General features: G+C 71.0%; 10 protein-coding genes. 4 read left to right on the top strand and 6 right to left on the bottom strand.

Annotated features, from left to right (window positions below):
- Positions 1–6: 6 nt before the first annotated feature.
- The 4 genes from AB2L57_RS02745 to AB2L57_RS02730 all read right to left on the bottom strand — a co-directional run bounded on the left by AB2L57_RS02745 (position 7) and on the right by AB2L57_RS02730 (position 9334).
- Entirely contained in the window at positions 7–984 is a 978-nt protein-coding gene (locus AB2L57_RS02745) for an ABC transporter (protein WP_409047991.1), read from the bottom strand.
- 117 nt (positions 985–1101) lie between these two features.
- Positions 1102–1758 carry a hypothetical protein gene (locus AB2L57_RS02740; RefSeq protein ID WP_409047990.1) on the bottom strand — a complete coding sequence of 219 codons (657 nt, stop codon included), beginning with the start codon at positions 1756–1758 and terminating at the stop codon, positions 1102–1104.
- A 142-nt stretch (positions 1759–1900) separates the two neighbouring features.
- A complete protein-coding gene (locus AB2L57_RS02735; RefSeq protein ID WP_409047989.1) occupies positions 1901–5773 on the bottom strand; it encodes a DNA-directed RNA polymerase subunit beta' in 3873 nt (1290 codons plus the stop codon).
- 63 nt (positions 5774–5836) lie between these two features.
- Positions 5837–9334: a DNA-directed RNA polymerase subunit beta gene (locus tag AB2L57_RS02730; RefSeq protein ID WP_409047988.1), complete on the bottom strand. Its 3498-nt coding sequence runs from the start codon at positions 9332–9334 to the stop codon at positions 5837–5839.
- A 280-nt stretch (positions 9335–9614) separates the two neighbouring features.
- Here AB2L57_RS02730 and AB2L57_RS02725 point away from each other — a divergent pair, with 280 nt between their 5' ends.
- Positions 9615–12278: an ATP-binding protein gene (locus AB2L57_RS02725; RefSeq protein ID WP_409047987.1), complete on the top strand. Its 2664-nt coding sequence runs from the start codon at positions 9615–9617 to the stop codon at positions 12276–12278.
- On the opposite strand, the gene AB2L57_RS02720 is transcribed toward AB2L57_RS02725, so the two are convergent.
- Together AB2L57_RS02720 and pxpA are read right to left on the bottom strand one after the other, a co-directional pair.
- Positions 12247–13824: a 5-oxoprolinase/urea amidolyase family protein gene (locus AB2L57_RS02720; protein WP_409047986.1), complete on the bottom strand. Its 1578-nt coding sequence runs from the start codon at positions 13822–13824 to the stop codon at positions 12247–12249. The genes AB2L57_RS02725 and AB2L57_RS02720 overlap by 32 nt on opposite strands.
- Positions 13821–14576: a 5-oxoprolinase subunit PxpA gene (gene pxpA, locus AB2L57_RS02715; RefSeq protein WP_409047985.1), complete on the bottom strand. Its 756-nt coding sequence runs from the start codon at positions 14574–14576 to the stop codon at positions 13821–13823. Before pxpA ends, AB2L57_RS02720 begins: the two co-directional genes overlap by 4 nt.
- Before the next feature lie 37 nt (positions 14577–14613).
- On the opposite strand from pxpA, the gene AB2L57_RS02710 reads away from it, so the two are divergent.
- The 3 genes from AB2L57_RS02710 to AB2L57_RS02700 all read left to right on the top strand — a co-directional run bounded on the left by AB2L57_RS02710 (position 14614) and on the right by AB2L57_RS02700 (position 16649).
- The gene (locus AB2L57_RS02710) at positions 14614–15492 is read left to right on the top strand and encodes a spermidine synthase (protein ID WP_409047984.1); all 879 of its coding nucleotides are present in this window, start codon (positions 14614–14616) and stop codon (positions 15490–15492) included.
- 96 nt (positions 15493–15588) lie between these two features.
- A complete protein-coding gene (locus tag AB2L57_RS02705; RefSeq protein ID WP_292811739.1) occupies positions 15589–16116 on the top strand; it encodes a hypothetical protein in 528 nt (175 codons plus the stop codon).
- A gap of 44 nt (positions 16117–16160) precedes the next feature.
- A complete protein-coding gene (locus AB2L57_RS02700) occupies positions 16161–16649 on the top strand; it encodes a SprT-like domain-containing protein (RefSeq protein WP_292811737.1) in 489 nt (162 codons plus the stop codon).
- The last annotated feature ends 23 nt before the right edge of the window (positions 16650–16672 follow it).

Genomic DNA, 16672 nt, shown 5'->3' with positions numbered 1-16672 from the left:
ACTCCGCTACGACCGGACCAGGGTGGGCCCCGCTTCGAGCGTGCGCTCGTACTCTCGCTGCGCCTCGTTGTTGAGCTCGGAGACGCGCCTGCCGCGCGCGGAGATCCACGCGCCGTACCAGATCGCCAGCTCGCGGCCGATGACGAAGGCGGCGAAGGCCAGAGGAGCAACCAGCTGCGCCTCGACGAGCTCGGCGCCCTCGCTGCGGGTGAGCTGCCAGAACGGCGCCTCGAAGAGCTGTCCCACCAGGTGCGCGCCGTAGGCGACGAATCCGAGGAGCAGCCCCCAGACGACCCAGTGCCCCCATCGTCCGCGGTTGATGATCGCGCCGAGCAGCCAGAAGCCCACGAAGTAGGTCGCCGTGGTGATCCACAGCCACCAGGAGGTGGCCCCGGAGATGGCGCCCTCGAGCACCGAATCGAACGTGTACGTGCCATCGAGCAGTCCGATGCCCAGGGCCACGGCGAGATAGAGCACCGCGAACGAGAGCGCGGCGAGCAATCCGATGAGTCCGGCGGCGGCGCGGTTGCCGCGGGGGCGCGGCGCCTCGGGCGCCTGCACGAAGATCGGCTGAGGGCTCGCGGGTGACGCCGCCGGTGCGACAGCGACCGTCTCGGCGGCCGGTTCCGGGGAGGTGACCGGAGCGGGTGCGTCGTACGCCGTCGGCGACGACGCGTAGGCGGCCGTCGCGGCGGCGGGCGCGGCGTCGGTCTTCGAGGCTGCGGGCGGCGTGTGCGCGGTGGCGGGCTCGTCGCTCGTGTCGCTGGGCGTGTCGTATCCGGCGTAGCGCGCGGCGAACGCCGCGTCGTCCTCGTCGGTCTGCGCACCGGCCGCCGGCGCGGTGTCGGCGGCGGGGGCGCGGTCGATGTCGCGCTGGGCGGCCTCGGCGCTGGCGAGCCCCTCGTGGGCGCGCCCCACGACATCCTCATCCGCGGGTCGCGGGTCCTCGACGGGATCTCCCGGGGCCTTGCTGGCGTCGCTCATGGGTGCACTCCTCACGCGCGGGCGTCCGACCCGCGTCGTCAGGGTACCCTCCGCGGTGTCGGTGCTCCGTGAGGCGTGCCGACGCGTGTCGGAGTCCGCAGCGACCCGGGCGCGGCGCTACGGCCACACCCGGACGACGGTGCTCGAGAGCTCGGTGGGCGGTCCGGGGTATGAGCGGATGCTGGCGAGCCAGAGGCCGCCCCGCACGATGTGGGTCTCGGCATCCACCCCTTCTGCCGCGCCCCGCTCGCAGCGCACGCCGTCGGCGTCCGGCGCACAGGCGAACCCCGACGCACCCAGGATCCGGGCCGCCTCCCCCGCCGCTCGATCGGAGACCGTCGCGACCGTCAGGACCGCCCGCCCCGCATCGCCCTGCCAGGAGCATCCGATGAGGATCTGCGCCCCGAAGGCCTCGGGCAGCGCGGGAACGGCGGACGGGGGCGGCGTGGCCGCCTCGTCGAGCGTGAGAGACCAGTCGCTGCTCAGCCGCTCCCAGAGTCCGCCGGGGTAGAGGTCCTCGCAGCGGGAAGGGAACGTCGGCGGGTCCGGAGCGTCCGCGACGGCGGGATCCGGTGTCGCGGAGGGAGAAGGGAGGGCTGCCGAACCGCCCTGGGCCTGCGCCGGCAGGAGATCGCCGCGCAGGGCCTGGCCCGCCCAGTCCGCGACGACCGGAGCCATCGGCAGCGCAAGCCACACCAGCGCGGCGAGCGCGGCCGCCGACACCAAGCCCGCGAACCACGCGAACCACGTGCTGCGGCCGCCGACCCTCGCCATCCTGCGTTCCTCCCGACCGCGCCCACGGCACTGACGAGGCCACCCTAGGCGAGGCCGCCCGGTGCGAGCGGGTGCCACGCGACGCGTCCCGAGAACGCCGAAGGGGCCCCGGCGAACCGGGACCCCTTCTGCGTTGCTCGACTCAGTTGTACGTGCCGGGCGTGAAGTCGTCCGTCGAGAAGCTGTCGAAGTCGACGAACCCGAGATCGGCCTCCGAGTAGACGCCGTCCGACGCGAACACGCGGTTCGGGTAGCGCTCGCTCTTGGCCTCTTCGGTCGCCTCCACCACGACGTTGCGGTACTTGCCGAGGCCGGTACCCGCCGGGATGAGCTTTCCGATGATGACGTTCTCCTTGAGACCGACGAGCGGGTCGCTCTTGCCCTGCATCGCGGCCTCGGTGAGCACGCGGGTCGTCTCCTGGAAGGAGGCGGCCGAGAGCCACGACTCGGTCGCGAGCGACGCCTTCGTGATACCCATCAGCTCAGGGCGACCCGACGCCGGACGCTTGCCCTCGGCGACCGTCTGGCGGTTGATGTCGATGAAGCGACGCGAGTCGACGAGCTCACCGGGCAGCAGCGTCGTGTCGCCGTGGTCGACCACGGTGACCTTGCGGAGCATCTGGCGGACGATGACCTCGATGTGCTTGTCGTGGATCGGCACACCCTGCGAGCGGTAGACACCCTGCACGCCGCCGACGAGGTACTTCTGCACCTCGCGGGCACCCTGCACGCGCATGATGTCCTTCGGGTCGCGGGTACCCACCTGCAGCGCCTCGCCGACCTCGACGTGCTGGCCGTCCTCGACGAGCAGCGTCGCGCGCTTGAGCACCGGGTACACGGTGGGCTCGTCGCCGTTGTCGGGCGTGATGATGATCTTCTTCGACTTGTCGGTCTCGTCGATCGTCACGCGACCCGCCGCCTCCGCGATGGGAGACGCGCCCTTGGGCGTGCGGGCCTCGAACAGTTCCTGCACACGGGGCAGACCCTGCGTGATGTCGTCTGCCGACGCGGAACCGCCCGTGTGGAAGGTGCGCATCGTCAGCTGCGTGCCGGGTTCGCCGATCGACTGGGCCGCGATGATGCCGACGGCCTCGCCGATGTCGACGAGCTTGCCCGTCGCGAGCGAACGGCCGTAGCACTTGGCGCAGACGCCGACCGCCGAGTCGCAGGTGAGGACCGAGCGCACCTTGATGGACTCGACACCCGCCTGGAACAGCTTCTCGATGAGCACGTCTCCGACGTCCTCACCGGCGGCCGCGAGCACCGCGCCCTGGGCGTCGACGACATCCGAGGCGAGAGTGCGGGCGAACACCGAGTTCTCGACGTTCTTGTCCTTGACGAGCTCGCCCGAAGCCCCCGGGGCCGCGATGACGTACTCGAGACCCTTCGACGTGCCGCAGTCTTCTTCGCGGATGATGACGTCCTGCGAGACATCCACCAGACGACGGGTCAGGTAACCCGAGTCGGCGGTGCGCAGGGCGGTGTCGGCGAGACCCTTGCGGGTACCGTGCGTCGCGATGAAGTACTCCGCCACCGACAGACCCTCGCGGTACGAGGAGATGATCGGACGGGGGATGATCTCACCCTTGGGGTTGTTCACGAGACCGCGCATACCCGCGATGTTGCGGATCTGCAGCCAGTTACCGCGAGCACCCGAGGACACCATGCGGTTGATGGTGTTGTCGACCGGGAAGTTCTCCCGCATCGCGGCCTGGACCTCGTCGGTGGCCTTCGTCCAGATGTCGATGAGCTCCTTGCGGCGCGCACCGTCGTCGATGAAGCCCATGTCGAAGTCGTCCTGGACCTTCGCGGCGTCCTTCTCGTACTTCGAGACGATCTCCGCCTTGTTCGGCGGGGTCAGGATGTCGGAGAGGGCGACCGTGACACCCGAGCGCGTGGCCCAGTGGAAGCCGGCGTCCTTGATGCGGTCGAGGGTCGCGGCGACCTCGGCCGGGTACTCCTCGGCGAGCTTGTTGACGATCTGCGACAGCTTGCCCTTGTCGGCCTGCTCGCGCACGAACGGGTATCCCTTGGGCAGGGCGTCGTTGAAGATCGCCTGGCCCAGGGATGCCTCGACGAGGCCGTGGCGCTCGTAGTCCTCGGGGGCTTCGCCCTCGAGGAAGGCCAGACCCGGGACGCGGATGCGCACCTTGGCCTGCAGATCGAGCGTGCCCTCCTCGCGGGCGAGGATCGCCTCCGAGACCGAGCCGAATGCGCGTCCCTCACCGGTGGCGCCCGGCTTGACCGTGGTCAGGTGGTGCAGACCGATGATCATGTCCTGCGAGGGCAGGGTGACGGGGCGACCGTCGGAGGGCTTCAGGATGTTGTTCGAGGCCAGCATGAGCAGACGCGCCTCGGCCTGAGCCTCGACCGACAGGGGCAGGTGGACGGCCATCTGGTCGCCGTCGAAGTCCGCGTTGAACGCGGCGCACACGAGCGGGTGCAGCTGGATCGCCTTGCCCTCCACGAGCTGCGGCTCGAACGCCTGGATACCCAGACGGTGGAGCGTGGGCGCACGGTTGAGCAGCACGGGCCGCTCGCGGATGATCTCCTCGAGCACGTCCCAGACCTCGGGACGAGTGCGCTCGACGGCGCGCTTGGCGGCCTTGATGTTCTGCGAGTGACCGAGATCGATCAGGCGCTTGATGACGAACGGCTTGAACAGCTCGAGAGCCATCTGCTTGGGCAGGCCGCACTGGTGCAGCTTGAGCTGGGGACCGACGACGATGACCGAACGGCCCGAGTAGTCCACGCGCTTGCCGAGCAGGTTCTGACGGAACCGGCCCTGCTTGCCCTTGAGCATGTCGGAGAGCGACTTCAGCGCGCGGTTGCCGGTGCCCGTGACGGGACGACCGCGGCGGCCGTTGTCGAACAGAGCATCGACGGCCTCCTGCAGCATCCGCTTCTCGTTGTTCACGATGATCTCGGGGGCGCCGAGATCGATGAGACGACGCAGGCGGTTGTTGCGGTTGATCACGCGACGGTAGAGGTCGTTGAGGTCGGAGGTGGCGAAGCGGCCACCGTCGAGCTGCACCATCGGGCGCAGCTCCGGCGGGATCACCGGCACGACATCGAGAACCATCGCGGCGGGGCTCATGCCCGTCGAGAGGAAGGAGTTGACGACCTTGAGTCGCTTGATGGCGCGGATCTTGCGCTGGCCCTTGCCCTCGGAGATCTGCAGGTGCAGGTTCTCGGCCTCGGCGGCCAGGTCGAAGGCGGCGAGGCGGCGCTGGATCGACTCGGCGCCCATGTGCGCCTCGAAGTAGAGGCTGAAGCGGTCCTGCAGCTCCTGGAAGACGTCGTCCTCGGGCTTGAGGTCGCCGACCTTGAGGCTGCGGAAGTCCTCCCACACGCGCTCCAGACGAGTGATCTGCTCGTCGAAGCCCTTGCGGATCTGCCCCATCTCCTTCTCGGCGGCGTCCTTGACCTTCTTCTTCTGGTCGGCCTTGGCGCCCTCCTCCTCGAGCGAGGCGAGCTCCTCCTCCAGCTTGCGCAGGCGGGCCGCGATGCGCGAGTCACGCTGATCGGCGAGCGTCTTCAGCTCGAGACGCAGCTCGTTCTCGAGCTGGGGCATGTCGGCGTGACGGGCGTCCTCGTCGACCGAGATGACCATGTACGCGGCGAAGTAGATGACCTTCTCGAGGTCCTTCGGCGCCATGTCCAGCAGGTAGCCCAGGCGCGAGGGCACGCCCTTGAAGTACCAGATGTGGGTGACGGGCGCCGCGAGCTCGATGTGGCCCATGCGCTCGCGACGGACGGAGGACTTGGTGACCTCCACGCCGCAGCGCTCGCAGACGATGCCCTTGAAGCGCACGCGCTTGTACTTGCCGCACGCGCACTCCCAGTCACGGCTGGGTCCGAAGATCTGCTCTCCGAAGAGGCCGTCCTTCTCGGGCTTGAGGGTGCGGTAGTTGATGGTCTCGGGCTTCTTGACCTCACCGTAGGACCAGCGACGGATGTCGTCGGCGGTCGCGAGGCCGATGCGAAGCTCATCGAATGTTGTTGCGTCGAGCACTGAGTGTCTCCTGTGTCGGAATTCTGCGGGACACGGTCCCTGAGCGAGTCGAAGGGGGCCGGATCAGATCTCGTCGATGGACGAGGACTCGAAGCGGCTGGAGATGTTGATGCCGAGCTCTTCTGCTGCGCGGAAGGCCTCGTCGTCGGTGTCGCGGAGGTTGACCGCCGTGCCGTCGGCCGAGAGCACCTCGACGTTCAGGCAGAGCGACTGCATCTCCTTGATGAGCACCTTGAAGGACTCGGGGATGCCGGGCTCCTGGATGTTCTCACCCTTGACGATCGCCTCGTAGACCTTGACGCGGCCGAGGATGTCGTCGGACTTGATCGTGAGGAGCTCCTGCAGCGCGTACGCGGCGCCGTAGGCCTCGAGGGCCCACACCTCCATCTCACCGAAACGCTGACCGCCGAACTGCGCCTTACCACCCAGCGGCTGCTGCGTGATCATCGAGTACGGGCCCGTCGAACGCGCGTGGATCTTGTCGTCGACGAGGTGGTGCAGCTTCAGGATGTACATGTATCCGACCGAGACCGGCTCGGGGAAGGGGTCGCCGGAGCGGCCGTCGAACAGGCGAGCCTTGCCGGACCCGCCGATGAGACGCTCGCCGTCGCGGGTCGGGGTGGTCACATCGAGCAGACCCTGGATCTCGGCCTCGCTCGCCCCGTCGAACACCGGGGTGGCGACCTTGGTGCCGGGCGCGGCCTCGCGGGCGTGCTCGGGCAGGTTGCCGGCCCACTCGGGCGTGCCCTCGACCTTCCAGCCCTGCTTCGCGATCCACCCGAGGTGGGTCTCGAGCACCTGGCCGAAGTTCATGCGGCCGGGGATGCCGAGCGGGTTGAGCACGACGTCGACGGGGGTGCCGTCGGCGAGGAAGGGCATGTCCTCGACGGGGAGGATCTTGGCGATGACGCCCTTGTTGCCGTGGCGGCCGGCGAGCTTGTCGCCCTCGGTGATCTTGCGCTTCTGGGCGATGTAGACCACGACGCGGCGGTTGACGCCCGAGCCGAGCTCGTCGTCGCCGTCCTCGGCGTTGAACTCCTTGACCGCGATGATCGTGCCCTGCTCACCGTGGGGCACCTTAAGCGACGTGTCGCGCACCTCGCGGCTCTTCTCGTTGAAGATCGCGCGGAGCAGGCGCTCCTCCGCCGACAGCTCGGTCTCGCCCTTGGGCGTGACCTTGCCGACCAGGATGTCGCCGGGGCGCACCTCGGCGCCGATGCGGACGATGCCGCGCTCGTCGAGGTCCTTCAGCAGCTCGGGGCTGACGTTGGGGAGGTCACGGGTGATCTCCTCCTTGCCGAGCTTGGTGTCGCGCGCGTCGACCTCGTACTCCTCGATGTGGATCGAGGAGAGGGTGTCTTCCTTCACCAGGTCCTGGTTGAGGATGATCGCGTCCTCGAAGTTGTGACCCTCCCACGGCATGAACGCGACGAGGAGGTTCTTGCCGAGCGCGAGCTCGCCGTTCTCGGTCGCGGGGCCGTCGGCGATGACCTCGCCGACCTCGACGCGCTCACCGGCCGAGACCACGACGCGCTGGTTGTAGCTCGTGCCCTGGTTGGAGCGGTCGAACTTGCGGAGGTAGTAGTCCTGCGTGCCGCCCTCGTCGAGCTGCACGGTCACGACGTCGGCCGACACCTCGGCGACGACACCCGCCTTCTCGGCGGTGATGACATCGCCGGCGTCGATCGCGGCGTAGCCCTCCATGCCCGTGCCCACCAGGGGCGAGTCGCTGCGCAGCAGCGGCACCGCCTGGCGCTGCATGTTGGCGCCCATGAGCGCGCGCTGCGCGTCATCGTGCTCGAGGAAGGGCACGAGCGAGGTCGCCACCGACACCATCTGGCGCGGGGAGACGTCCATGTACCCGATCTCCTCGGGGTGGAACAGGTCGACCTCGCCACCCTTTCCGCGGCGGGCGAGAACGCGCTCCTCCTGGAAGTGGCCGTCGGCCTGGAGCGGCGCGTTGGCCTGCGCGACGATGAAGTCGTTCTCCTCGCTGGCGCTGAGGTAGTCGATGTCCTCGGTCACGCGGCCATCCACGACGCGGCGGTAGGGCGTCTCGATGAAGCCGAACGAGTTGATGCGCGCGAAGGATGCGAGCGATCCGATCAGGCCGATGTTCGGGCCTTCCGGGGTCTCGATCGGGCACATGCGGCCGTAGTGCGAGGGGTGCACGTCGCGCACCTCGACGCCGGCGCGCTCGCGCGAGAGGCCTCCGGGGCCGAGCGCGGAGAGGCGGCGCTTGTGGGTCAGGCCCGCGAGCGGGTTGTTCTGGTCCATGAACTGCGACAGCTGCGAGGTGCCGAAGAACTCCTTGATCGCGGCGACGACGGGGCGCACGTTGATCAGGGTCTGCGGCGTGATCGCCTCGATGTCCTGCGTGGTCATGCGCTCGCGGACGACGCGCTCCATGCGCGAGAGGCCCGTGCGCACCTGGTTCTGGATGAGCTCGCCGACGGCGCGGATACGGCGGTTGCCGAAGTTGTCGATGTCGTCGACGTCGAGGCGGATCTCGGCGGGCTTGCCCGCGCGGACGCCGTCGAACGTCGCGTCGCCGCGGTGCAGGCGGACCAGATACTTGATCGTCGCGACGATGTCGTCGACGGTCAGCACCGAGTCGGACAGGGGCTGGTCGAGACCGAGCTTCTGGTTGATCTTGTAGCGGCCGACCTTGGCGAGGTCGTAGCGCTTGGGGTTGAAGTAGAAGTTGTCGAGCAGCGCGCGCGCGGCCTCAGCGGCGACCTGCTCGCCCGGACGGAGCTTGCGGTAGATGTCGCGGAGCGCGTCTTCCTTCGTGAGGATCGTGTCCTTCGACAGCGTCTCCTCGATGGAGTCGAAGCCCGCGAACTCGTTCATGATGTCTTCGCTCGAGAGGCCGAGGGCCTTGAGGAACACGGTGACCGACTGCTTGCGCTTGCGGTCGATGCGCACGCCCACCTGGTCGCGCTTGTCGATCTCGAACTCGAGCCACGCGCCGCGGCTCGGGATCACGCGCGCCGAGACGATGTCCTTGTCGGATGTCTTGTCGGGCGTCTTGTCGAAGTACACGCCGGGCGAGCGCACGAGCTGCGAGACGACGACGCGCTCGGTGCCGTTGATGATGAACGTGCCCTTGCCCGTCTGCAGGGGGAAATCGCCCATGAAGACCGTCTGGGTCTTGATCTCACCGGTCTGGTGATTCATGAACTCGGCCTCGACGTACAGGGGCGCCGCGTACGTCTTGCCGCGCTCCTTGCACTCCTCGATGGAGTACTTCTCGGGCTCGAGGTAGGGGTTCGTGAACGAGAGCTGCATCGTCTCGCTGAGATCCTCGATCGGCGAGATCTCTTCGAAGATCTCCTCCAGTCCGCTGATCTCGGGCACGTCGGTGCGGCCGACGGCCTGGGCCTCGGCGACGCGCGCCTTCCAGGCCTCGTTGCCGACGAGCCAGTCGAACGACTCGGTCTGCAGCGCCAGGAGGTCGGGGACCTCGAGGGTGTCGGAGATCTTGGCGAACGAGAGGCGGGATGCTCCGCGGCCGTTCTTCAGGGTGGGGGTGGTGGATGCGTTGCGCGCAGCAGCCAAGGGAATAACCTCCATGGGCCCGGGTAGGGCTCGTGATTCCTTGTCGTCAGGTGGAATGCTCGCCTTTCCCCGAATTGCCCTGGCGCCGCTCCCCGTTCTCACGAGGGGCGCAGGGGCACAGCCGACCACCATATGAAGGCAGGGGGAACCTAGGAGCGCAAACCACAACTATACGTCGCGCAGCCCTCCGTGTCCAGTCGATTCTTGACGCGCTATCTTTCCTGCGGTATAACCGCGCCATGGGTGGATGCTGGGGCCCCCGAAGGCCCGGAACGAGCGCATGACCTCCGGCGACGGGACGCGACCCGGCACGATCCGCACGCCGGATCAGCGCCTGCGCGTGTTCGTGTCGTCCACGCTGCGCGAACTCGAGGCGGAGCGCCGCGTCGCGCGGGCTTCGATCGAGCGCCTGCGACTCGCACCGGTGATGTTCGAGCTCGGCGCCCGCCCGCACCCTCCGCGGGAGCTGTACCGCGCCTATCTGGCCCAGAGCGACGTGTTCGTGGGCGTCTACGCCGACAGCTACGGCTGGGTCGCCCCGGGCGAGCAGATCTCGGGGCTGGAGGACGAGTACCGCCTCGCGCCCCGCGAGATGCCCAAGCTGATCTACATCCGCCACTCCACTCAGCGCGACACGCGGCTCGACGCCCTCATCGACCGCATCCGCGACGACGACACGGCGTCGTACCGGTCGTTCACGGGCACCGAGGAGCTCGCCGAGCTGGTCGAGGCGGATCTCGCGACCCTCCTCGCCGAGCGATTCGACGCGGGCCGGGATGCCGGGGGCACGACGGCGACCACGGATCCGCTGGCCGCCCGCATCCCTTCGCCCTTCACCCGCCTGATCGGACGCGACCGGGCCGTCGCCGACGTGCTCGACCTGCTCGGCGGCGGGCAGACCCGTCTGGTCACGCTGCTGGGACCGGGCGGGATCGGCAAGAGCCGGCTCGCGATCGCCGTCGCCGAGGCGGCCTCGGAGATGTATCCGGACGGCACGATCTTCGTGATGCTGGAGAACGTCCTCGAGCCGGATCTGCTGCTGCCCACGATCGGGTACGCCCTCGGCATCCGCGACACCGCCGAGGTGCCTCTGGAGCGGCGGCTCGCGCTCGCGCTCGAGGGCCGGCGCATGCTGATCGTGCTCGACAACTTCGAGCAGCTCGTGCAGGCCGCTCCCGTGCTCGTGCAGCTGTACACGATCGCTCCCGACGCATCGTTCCTCGTCACCAGCCGCTCGATCCTGCGCATCCGCGGCGAGCGCGTCTACGACGTCGCGCCGCTGGCCACCCACGACCCCGCCTCGCCCGCGTCGGTCAGCCGCGCACTCTCCTCGGCCGCCGTCGAGCTCTTCGTCGAGCGCGCGAGGGCGGTCAAGCCCGACTTCGAGCTGAGCGCGAGCGGCGGGGCCGCGGTGGTGGGCATCTGCCGCGTGCTGCAGGGGCTGCCGCTCGCGATCGAGCTGGCGGCGGCCCGCATGCGGGTGCTCACACCGGAGTCGATCCTCCGGCGGCTCGACAAGCAGCTGCCACTGCTGGTGGACTCCTCCCGCGATCTGCCCGAGCGCCAGCGCACGCTGCGGTCGACGATCGAGTGGTCGACGGGGCTGCTGCGCGAGTCCGAACGCGAGCTGCTGTTCGATCTCGGAGTGTTCTCGCACGGCTTCACCCTCGAATCCGTCGAGGAGCTGGGTGCGGGCCGCGCATGGGAGGGCACCGCCATGGACGGCCTCGCGGCGCTCGTGGACTCCTCGCTCGTCGATCAGCAGGACATCGACGGGGAGTCCGTGTTCTCGCTCCTCTCGACGGTGCGCGAGTACGCCGTCGGCGAGCTGCGCGCCCGCGGCGAGGATCAGCGGATGCGCGCCGCGCACGCGCGCCTCTACGCCGCACTGGCGCTGCGCGAGGCACCGCGCCTGGGCGGTCCCGAGCAGCGGGCGGCGGTCGCCCGGCTCAACCTCGAGCGCAGCAACCTGCGCAGCGGCGTGCGGCATCTGATCTTCATGGAGGACTTCGCGACGGCATCCACCGTGGCGTGGCGGCTGTATCTGTACTGGTGGATCGGCGGGTACCTCAGCGAGATGGCCCTGTGGATGCAGGAGATGCTCGACCGCGGGGGCGGCGACACGCCCTTCGCCCGCGCGGTCGCGCGCTACTACGTGCTGTGGAAGGAGATGTTCGGCACGCAGACGCCGACCGCGGTGGACGGGTTCTGCGAGGTCTCGGACCTGTTCGCGGAGGCGGGCGAGGCGATGGGGTCGGCGATGGCGCTGGCCACCGCGGGGCTCGCCCAGATCACAGCCGGGGATGCCGACTTCGACACCGCCGCCGAGCGGCTGTGGCGGGGCGCCGAGGGCTTCCGCGCGGCGGGCGCCCGCTGGGGCGAAGTGCTCATCCTCGTCGCGCTCGGCCGCCTGGAGTGGCTGCGCCGACGCGACGACGACGCGCTGGCGATGTTCCAGCGGGCCCTCGACGCGTCGCTCGCGGCGGCTGACGAGTTCACGGCGACCGTGGCGGCGCACCACCTGGCCCGGGCGCTGCTGCGGGGCGGGCGCGTCGAGGACGCCCTCCGCGTGTACATCGAGGGCATGGCGGGCTCCGTCGCGCTCGACAACGACGAGGGCATCGCCTACTCGCTGGAGGGGCTGTGCAGCATCGCCGCACTCGACGGGGATGTCGAGCGCGCGGGCGTGCTGGCGGGGGCGGCGGCCGCGATCCGCAAGCGCACGGGCCAGTACGACGCTCCCGCCTTCGTCTTCCACACCCGCGATCTCGAGCCGCTCGCGACGGGGCCGACGGGCGCGGCCCTCCAGGCGGCGATCGACCGCGGGCGCGAGTACGGAGCACGCGAGGCGGCGGAGTACGCGCTCGCCGGCGTGCGCGAACGCGCCGCGGGCGCGACGACGACGCCGCCGGTCAGCCGGCCGGCCGCGCGTGCCGGAACCTGATCCGGCTGCCGGGCCGGAGCTGGGCGAGGGTGTCGAGCGACTCCTCCGTCGCCACGGCGATCACGGGGTAGCCGCCGGTCACGGGCCCGTCGGCGAGGAGGATCGTCGGCCGGCCGGAGGGTGGAACCTGGAGCGCACCCGGCACCATGGGTTCGCTCGGCAGTTCGCGGTGCACCGCGCGCTCCAGCTCGGGTCCCTCCAGGCGCATGCCCACCCGGTCGGCGTCGTTCGTCACGCGCCAGACGCTGCCGTAGAGGGCGAGGGCGGCGGCGGGGGCGAACCAGTCGGCGCGCGGACCGGGGGCCAGGGCGATCTCGGCTTCGGCACTCACCGGCCGAGGCGGCGCCTGGTCGACCGGCGGGATCGGCGCCCGCTCCTGCCCCGCACCGCCCAGCACGTCCCCGGCTGCCAGCGGCGCGAGCCCGAGCCCCGCCAGGCGATCCGTGGCGCGTGATCCCGCCGCCCGCGGGGCGTCGATGCCGCCGCGGAGGGCGAGATAGATCCGGGCGCCGTCCCTCGCCCAGCCGACCTCCAGCGTCTCGCCGGCTCTCCAGCGCGCCGCCGCTCCGGTGGGTGCGGGGCGGCCCGCGATCGTCAGGAACGCCTCGGCGCCGGTCTGGGCGACCCAGGTGTCGCGCAGTGCGACCGCGCGCAGGCCGCCCATCGTGACTTCGAGCCCCGCCGCATCCTCGGCGGTGCCCACCAGTCGCAGCGCGAGGCACAGGGCGCCCCGATCGAGGGCACCCGAGGGGGCGATCCCCTGCGCCGCGCGGCCGGGTCGGCCGAGGTCCTGCACGGTCGTCAGCAGGCCCGGCTCGATCACCCGCAGCAGCGGATCGGAGGAGGGCTCCGGGGGACGGGGTCGCACGGATGCCCGGATCACGGAGCGCACGCGGGCGAACCGCACCTGTCGGCCCGGAGCGAGCAGGACGGGCTCCGCCGCCGCGGGATCGAACAGCGGCGCAGAGGTCGTGCCGATCAGGCGCCAGCCGCCGGGCGTCTCGCGCGGATAGGCACCCGAGAACTCGCCGGCCAGCCCCACCGCACCCGCCGGCACGCGGGTGCGCGGCGAGGCCAGGCGCGGGATGTCGAGTCCCCAGTCCTCGCTCGTCAGGTAGGCGAATCCCGGGGCGAACCCCGTGAACGCGACCCGCCACCGAGCCGCTTCGTGCCGTGCCGCGAGGGCGTCGGCGGAGAGCCCGACGAGCGCGGCCGTCTCGGCGAGGTCGGGGCCGTCGTAGACGAGCTCGAGCACGACCGGAGTCTCGGGCGGTGGTGCGATGACGGCATCCCGCGCCCGCGTCGCCGTGTCGGCGATCCAGTCGCGCGCGGCGTGCAGCGAGAGCGACCCGGGGCCGAGTCGCACGAGGATCGTCCGCGCGGCCGGTACGAGATCGACCGGACCGGACGGGGCGGAGTCGGCGAGCGCGGCGTGCACGCGATGCACCTCGGCGACCGAGCGGAGCTCGATGAGCAGGCCGCGCTCGCCCATCGGCAGGATGCGCGGCGGCGCGGCCTGCGCCGGCGCGCGACCTTCGGGGCTCACCACGGTGCCCGCACGACGATTCCGGCGGCATCGAGCGCGGCGCGCACCGCGCGCGCCATCGCGACGGCGGCCGGGGTGTCGCCGTGGACGCAGAGCGAGGCGGCGCCGGCCTCGACGAGACTCCCGTCGACCGCCGCCACCACGCCCTCGCGGACGAGGCGTAGGGCGCGGTCGGCGACCTCGCCGGGGTCCGTGAGGAGGGCGCGCGGCGAGCCCCGGGGCACGAGCCCGCCGCCGGGCGCGTATCCGCGATCGAGGAACGCCTCGCGGACGAAGGGCAGACCCGCGGCGGCGGCGGCGGCCGCGATCTGTCCGCCCAACCCGAGGATCGGCAGGGCCCGGCCGAGGTCCGCCGACAGGGATGCCACGGCACTCGCGACCGCGGCGGCCGGCCCCGCATCGGCCGAGACCGCGTGATAGAGCGCGCCGTGCGGCTTGACGTAGCGGATGTCGGCGCCCGCGGCGCGCAGGGCCGACAGCTGCTGCGCGACGACGTCGGTGAGGGCGTCCGCGTCGAGGCTCATCGCGGCGCGCCCGAATCCGGCGCGATCGGGGTAGGAGGGGTGCGCGCCGATGACGACGCCGTGCGCGGCGGCGCGGGCGACGGCGTCGCGCATGGATGACGCATCGCCGGCGTGACCGCCGCACGCGACGTTGGCGCTGGAGACGAGCGCGAACATGGCGACGTCGTCGGCCGTCGGCACACCGTCGACGGTCTCGCCGAGGTCGCTGTTGAGGTCGATCGAGCCCACGGCTCCACGGTAGACCCGCGCCCGCTAGCGTGGGCGGATGGCCGGAGCGCGCAGACGTCGGGGGACCGCGGACGCCCCGCCCCCGCAGGCGCGACTCTCGGACGGCACGCTCGCCCGCATCGTGCCCTCGCCCTACACCTCCGGCTGGGAGCTCGAGGTCGACGGCACCCCGCAGTCCCACGTCGACCTGGACGATCCCGCGCATCTGCACTTCGAGTACGTCGCGCGGATGGGCGCGGTCATCGACCTGCTGCGACTGCCCGGACAGCCCCTCACGGCGGTGCACCTGGGCGCGGGAGCCATGACCCTGCCCCGATATGTCGAGCACACCCGTCCCGGCTCGCGCCAGCAGGTGATCGAGCTCGAGCCCGCGCTGGTCGAGCTCGTGCGCGCGCACCTGCCGCTGCCCCGGGGAGCGGCGATCCGCACGCGCGTCCAGGATGCACGCGCGGCACTCGGACGCCTGCCGGCGGCGATCACGGGAGCGGTCGACCTGCTCGTCTCGGACGTCTACTCGGGAGCGCAGACCCCCGCGCACCTGACCTCGCTGGAGTTCTACCGCGCCGCCGCCGCGCTGCTGGCCCCCGACGGGGTGCTGCTGGTCAACGTCGCCGACGGCGCGGGTCTGCGCTTCGCCCGCGGTCAGGTCGCGACCGTGCAGTCGGTGCTGCCGCATGTCGTGGTGCTCGCCGAGGTGCAGGTGCTCAAGGGCCGGCGCTTCGGCAATCTCGTCGTCGCCGCATCCGGGGCCCCCCTTCCCACCACGTGGCTGCCGCGCCTCATGGCCGCGGGTCCCCACCCCGCGAAGGTCGCCGAGGGCGCCGAGCTCGCGGCGTTCGTGGGCGGTGCGGCGCCGGTCGCCGATGCGGATGCCGTCGCCTCGCCCCGCCCGAACTCGTCGCTGTTCGAGCGATGACGTTCACCACACGCGGCGCGGCTGGCCGCCTTCGCCGGGTCGCCGAGGCAGACTGTCAGGGCGCCGGCAGGACGCGGCGCAGGTGAGGAGGTCACGGTGAGCTACATCCACGGGTACGACCCCGAAACCCTGCGCGAGGTCGTCGATCCCGCCGAGTGCCGCGAGCGGCTGCTCGAGCTGGGTGACCAGCGCAGCCTGCCCGCCCTTCTCGAGCGGGTGTGGCTGCTGAAGGTGCTCGACCGCCTCGACGACGCCCTCGTGATCTCGGACGAGTCCGTGCGGGTCGCCCGCATGGCCGGCACCCGCAAAGATCTGCTGCGCGCGCGCATCCTGCACGCCACCGTGCTGCAGTGGCGCGGCGCGTACGCCGCGGCCGCGCACGAGCTGACGATGTGCGTCGAGGAGTCCGAGGGCCAGGGATGGGCGTCGATCGCGGCCTTCGCGTGCCAGCATCGCGGCAAGGTGCATTTCGACGCGCAGGACTTCGACCAGGCCCGCCGCGACTTCAAACGCGCGCTGTTCCTGCGGCAGGAGTCGGGGGCGACCGACGCCGAACTCGAGTCGACGCTGCTCGCAGTGGATGCCGCCGACCGACGCCGCACGCGCGACTCGGTCGCCAGCTGACCGGCCCCGGCGCGAGTGTCGCAGGTATGTTCTAGGTTGTTCGCATGTCGGATCTGCAGCGCGTGCGCACCTGGGGCGAGGCCCTGATCACCCTCCATCTCGATTCGTCGTGGACCTTCGGTTTCGACAACGCCAAGCGCCGTGCGGGCCTGTGCGATTACACACGCCGGCGCATCACGGTCTCGCGATACCTCAGCGCCCGCTACGACGACGAGACCAATCATCAGACGCTGCTGCACGAGGTCGCGCACGCCCTCGCCGGGCCGGCCGCCGGTCACGGCCCCGTGTGGAAGAAGGCGGCCCGCGAGCTCGGATACACGGGCGGCACGACCCATCACGGCGAGACGGCGGTGGAGCTGGCCCCGTGGGTGGGCGTGTGTCCCGCGGGGCATGTCGCCTACCGGCACCGGCGGCCGACGAGGGCGGCGTCCTGCGTGCGGTGCGCACCGCGGTTCGACGAGCGGTTCCTCTTCCGGTGGGAGCGGCGCGAGATCACCAGCGCCGCCCGACGCGCGGCGCTGACCCCGCGATAGACCGCGCGCGGCTGCGCGGTGCG

Origin of the sequence: Microbacterium sp. HA-8 (genome assembly GCF_046111165.1) — a bacterium.
Taxonomy (GTDB): domain Bacteria; phylum Actinomycetota; class Actinomycetes; order Actinomycetales; family Microbacteriaceae; genus Microbacterium.
Note: the sequence above shows the minus strand (reverse complement) of the source record. Positions and strands in the feature narration are given on the sequence as shown.

What these genes read in the sequence shown, in the direction of transcription:
- AB2L57_RS02710 (WP_409047984.1), top strand. Translation starts at nt 14,614, where the DNA reads ATGGCCGGAGCGCGCAGACGTCGGGGGACCGCGGACGCCCCGCCCCCG.
- AB2L57_RS02725 (WP_409047987.1), top strand. Translation starts at nt 9,615, where the DNA reads ATGACCTCCGGCGACGGGACGCGACCCGGCACGATCCGCACGCCGGAT.
- AB2L57_RS02745 (WP_409047991.1), bottom strand. Translation starts at nt 984, where the DNA reads ATGAGCGACGCCAGCAAGGCCCCGGGAGATCCCGTCGAGGACCCGCGA.
- AB2L57_RS02740 (WP_409047990.1), bottom strand. Translation starts at nt 1,758, where the DNA reads ATGGCGAGGGTCGGCGGCCGCAGCACGTGGTTCGCGTGGTTCGCGGGC.
- AB2L57_RS02700 (WP_292811737.1), top strand. Translation starts at nt 16,161, where the DNA reads ATGTCGGATCTGCAGCGCGTGCGCACCTGGGGCGAGGCCCTGATCACC.